Origin of the sequence: Roseomonas sp. TAS13 (assembly GCF_001950415.1) — a bacterium.
GTDB lineage: Bacteria > Pseudomonadota > Alphaproteobacteria > Acetobacterales > Acetobacteraceae > Roseomonas > Roseomonas mucosa.
In genome coordinates this window covers 1-3,705 of the sequence record NZ_BDLP01000398.1, presented here as the reverse complement: position 1 = coordinate 3,705, position 3,705 = coordinate 1, and the positions used below count along the sequence as shown (strand labels likewise).

Annotated in this window: 5 protein-coding genes; all 5 read right to left on the bottom strand. The window is 71.6% G+C overall.

Annotated features, from left to right (window positions below; translation table 11 throughout):
- The coding region (gene ribD, locus ROTAS13_RS20895; RefSeq protein WP_075823295.1) for a bifunctional diaminohydroxyphosphoribosylaminopyrimidine deaminase/5-amino-6-(5-phosphoribosylamino)uracil reductase RibD at positions 1 to 854 on the bottom strand (854 nt) is incomplete at its 3' end.
- Between the two features lie 29 nt (positions 855 to 883).
- Positions 884 to 1,336, bottom strand: coding sequence for a transcriptional regulator NrdR (nrdR, locus tag ROTAS13_RS20890; RefSeq protein ID WP_019460270.1), 453 nt, complete (start codon positions 1,334 to 1,336; stop codon positions 884 to 886).
- A gap of 15 nt (positions 1,337 to 1,351) precedes the next feature.
- Positions 1,352 to 2,656: a serine hydroxymethyltransferase gene (gene glyA, locus ROTAS13_RS20885; RefSeq protein ID WP_075823294.1), complete on the bottom strand. Its 1,305-nt coding sequence runs from the start codon at positions 2,654 to 2,656 to the stop codon at positions 1,352 to 1,354.
- 10 nt (positions 2,657 to 2,666) lie between these two features.
- Positions 2,667 to 3,143: a ribose 5-phosphate isomerase B gene (rpiB, locus tag ROTAS13_RS20880; RefSeq protein ID WP_019460272.1), complete on the bottom strand. Its 477-nt coding sequence runs from the start codon at positions 3,141 to 3,143 to the stop codon at positions 2,667 to 2,669.
- Between the two features lie 100 nt (positions 3,144 to 3,243).
- Positions 3,244 to 3,705: dienelactone hydrolase family protein (locus ROTAS13_RS20875; protein ID WP_171979183.1), on the bottom strand; the 462-nt coding region annotated here is incomplete at its 5' end.

Here is a 3,705-nt window from a genome sequence, read left to right as displayed (position 1 = left end):
GCCTTACGGTGGAGCTGTGCGTAGATGTGATCAAGAGACAGGTCCATCGCCGCGCGGTCGTGCCCCGCCACGGTCAGCACCACCACCTCGCCCCGCGCATGCACCGCTTCCGGCCCGCCTTGCAGCAGCCGGGCGGTGGGCGGGGTGCGGAGACGGGTATCGGCCACGGCGCGCAGGATCGGGCGCGGGGTGAAGCCCTCCAGCCGGCAGCTCAGGTCGGGGTCGTCGGCCAGCACCGTGCCGCTGCCGACCAGGATGGCGTCATGCGTGCCGCGCAGCGCATGGGTCAGCCGGCGTGCCTCGGGGCCGGTGATCCAGCGGCTTTCCCCCGTGCGCGTGGCGATGCGCCCGTCGAGCGTGGTGGCGAGCTTGAGCGTCACCAGCGGCAGGCCGATCTCGATGCGGCGGATGAAGCCGGCATTCAGCGCCCGCGCCTCCGCCTCCAGCACCCCTTCCGTGACCGCGATGCCGGACTCCCGCAGCCGGCGGATGCCGTTGCCGTCCACCCGCGGATCGGGGTCGCGCAGGGCGGAGACCACCCGCGCCACGCCCGCCCTGGCCAGCGCATCGACGCAGGGTGGCGTCTTGCCCCAGTGGGAGCAGGGCTCCAGCGTCACATAGGCGGTGGCGCCGCGCGCCGCCTCGCCCGCCCGGGTCAGCGCGTTCACCTCGGCATGTGGGCGGCCGCCCGGCGAGGTCCAGCCGCGCCCGACCACCACCCCGTCGTGCACGATGACGCAGCCGACGGCGGGGTTCGGCCAGGTGTTGCCCAGGCCGCGCGCCGCCAGGGCCAGCGCGACGCGCATGTGCTGCCGGTCGATCTCTGTCGCGGGGATGTCGTTGTCGTGAGGCATGGCGAAGGGGGGCGGGTTTGGCACCCCCCTCAGCCATTGTCCAGCGAACCGAGCAGGTCCTGGAAGTCCTTCGCCTCGCGGAAATTCTCGTAGACGCTGGCGAAGCGCACATAGGCCACCTGGTCCAGCTCCTTCAGCCGCTCCAGAACCATGCGGCCGATCTGCTTGGAGGTGACCTCGCTGTCGCCGTCCGTTTCCAGCCGGCGCTGGAGGCTGTTGACGATGCGGTCCACGGCCCCCTCCTCCACCGGCCGCTTGCGTAGCGCGACCCGGATGGAGCGCCCGAGCTTGTCGCGGTCGAAGGGCACGCGGCGCCCGTCGGTCTTCACCACCGTCAGCTCGCGGAGCTGCACCCGCTCGAAGGTGGTGAAGCGCTCGCCGCAGCCGTTGCAGACGCGGCGGCGGCGGATGGAGGTGCCGTCGTCAGCCGGCCGGCTGTCCTTGACCTGCGTATCCTCGCTTCCGCAGAAAGGGCAGCGCACTGGCCGGCGGTCCCGTCAGGCCTGGTAGATCGGGAACCGGTTGCAGAGTTCGAGGACCCGGGCCTTCACCGCCGCCTCGGCGGCGCCGTTGGCCCCGGGGTCGTTGGCCTTGCCCAGCCCTTCCAGCACCTGGCCGATGAGCTGGCCGACCTCGCGGAACTCGGCCTCGCCGAAGCCGCGCGTGGTGCCGGCGGGCGAGCCCAGCCGCACGCCGGAGGTCACCATCGGCTTTTCCGGGTCGAAGGGGATGGCGTTCTTGTTGCAGGTCAGGTGGGCGCGGTTCAGCGCCGCCTCGGCCGCCTTGCCGGTCAGCGACTTGGGCCGCAGGTCCACCAGCATCAGGTGGTTGTCCGTGCCGCCGGTGACGATGCCGAAGCCCAGGGATTGCAGCGTCTCGGCCAGGGCCTTGGCATTGGCCACCGTCTGGCGGGCATAGGCGCGGAAATCGGGGCGCAGCGCCTCGCCGAAGGCGACGGCCTTGGCGGCGATGACATGCATCAGCGGCCCGCCCTGGAGGCCCGGGAAGACGGCGCTGTTGATCTTCTTGGCCAGCGCCTCGTCATTGGTGAGGATCATGCCGCCGCGCGGGCCGCGCAGGGTCTTGTGCGTGGTGGTGGTGGTGACATGGGCGTGCGGCACGGGCGAGGGATGCGCGCCGCCCGCCACGAGGCCGGCGAAATGCGCCATGTCCACCATGAAATAGGCGCCGACCTCGTCCGCGATCTCGCGGAAGCGGGCGAAGTCCCAGTGCCGGGCGTAGGCGGAGCCGCCGGCCACGATCACCTTGGGACGGCTTTCCCGCGCGATGCGGGCGACCTCCTCCATGTCGATGAGCTGGTCCTCGCGCCGCACCGTATAGGGCGCGACCTTGAACCACTTGCCCGACTGGTTGGCCGGGGAGCCATGGGTCAGGTGCCCGCCCGCGGCGAGGTCCAGGCCCATGAAGGTGTCGCCCGGCTGCATCAGCGCGAAGAACACCGCCTGGTTGGCCTGGGCGCCGCTATGCGGCTGGACATTGGCGAAGCTGCAATCGAACAGCTTCTTCGCCCGCTCGATCGCCAGGGACTCGGCGATGTCCACGACCTCGCAGCCGCCATAGTAGCGGCGGCCGGGATAGCCCTCCGCATACTTGTTGGTCAGCACCGAGCCCTGCGCCTCCATCACCGCGCGGGAAACGATGTTCTCGGAGGCGATCAGCTCGATCCCGTCCTGCTGCCGCGCCAGCTCGCCGGTCAGGGTGGCGGCGATCTCGGGATCGGTCTCGCTCAGCGGGGCGGAGAAGAAGCGCGACAGGTTCGGGGCGGTGGTCTGGTCGTTCATCGGGGGGGCCTCAGGCGGAAGGCGTGCGTTCGGGCGTCAGCTTGGTCACGCGGCGCTCGTGCCGCCCGCCCTCATAGGGGGTGGTCAGGAAGGCGCGCAGGGCGTCCAGCGCCACTTCCGGTCCGGTCACCCGGGCGCCGAGGGCGATGACATTGGCATCGTTGTGCTGGCGCGACAGCCGCGCGCCGGTGACATCGTGGACCAGGGCGCAGCGGATCTTCGGGTGGCGGTTGGCCGCGATGGAGATGCCGATTCCCGTGCCGCAGACCAGCACGCCGAACGGGGCGTGGCCGGAGCTGACCGACTGCGCCACCTTGTTCGCGAAATCCGGGTAGTCCACGCTTTCCGATCCATGCGTGCCGAAATCCTCGACCGTATGGCCGGCGCCTTCCAGCGCCTTCTTCAGCGCGGCCTTCAGCTCGACGCCGGCATGGTCGCTGCCCATCGCCACCATGAACGTGGCGCGCGGGGGGGAGGATTGTGTCATGTGCCGTTCCCTACCATGGCTGCGGGTTCCGTGAAACAACGACCGCCCCGTTGCCGTTGCCCGGGCTGCCATGCACCGGTCGTGGCGCCGCCGGACGCGGTCACTCCTGGCCGCCGGGCGGCAGGCGGGCCAGGAAGGCCGCCACCTGGCGGAGCGCGTCGGCGCGGGCCGACGCGTCGGTGCCCATCCGCACCCGGCCATCGCCCTTCGGGGTGATGGCCATGCCGGACAGTTCCCGCACCGGCATATGGGGCTGGTCGAAGCCATGTTCCGCCCCCGGATAGGTCACGCTTTCGACGGACGGGCCCGGCCGCTCCCCGGCGCGGCGAGCCAGGGCCTCGCAGAAGCGCGCCGGGGTCCAGCCGTCGGCGCCGCCCAGCAGCATCAGCACCGGCGATGCCGGATCGAAGGGCGGCAAGGCGCGGCCGACCCGGACGCAGCCGGGATAGAGGGCCACGGCCCCCCGGACCAGCCCCTCCGGCACGGGACCGAAGGCGCGGTTGGCCGCCGCGAGCACCGTGCTGCCGCCATGCGACCAGCCGAGCAGCACGGTGCTCGCGGC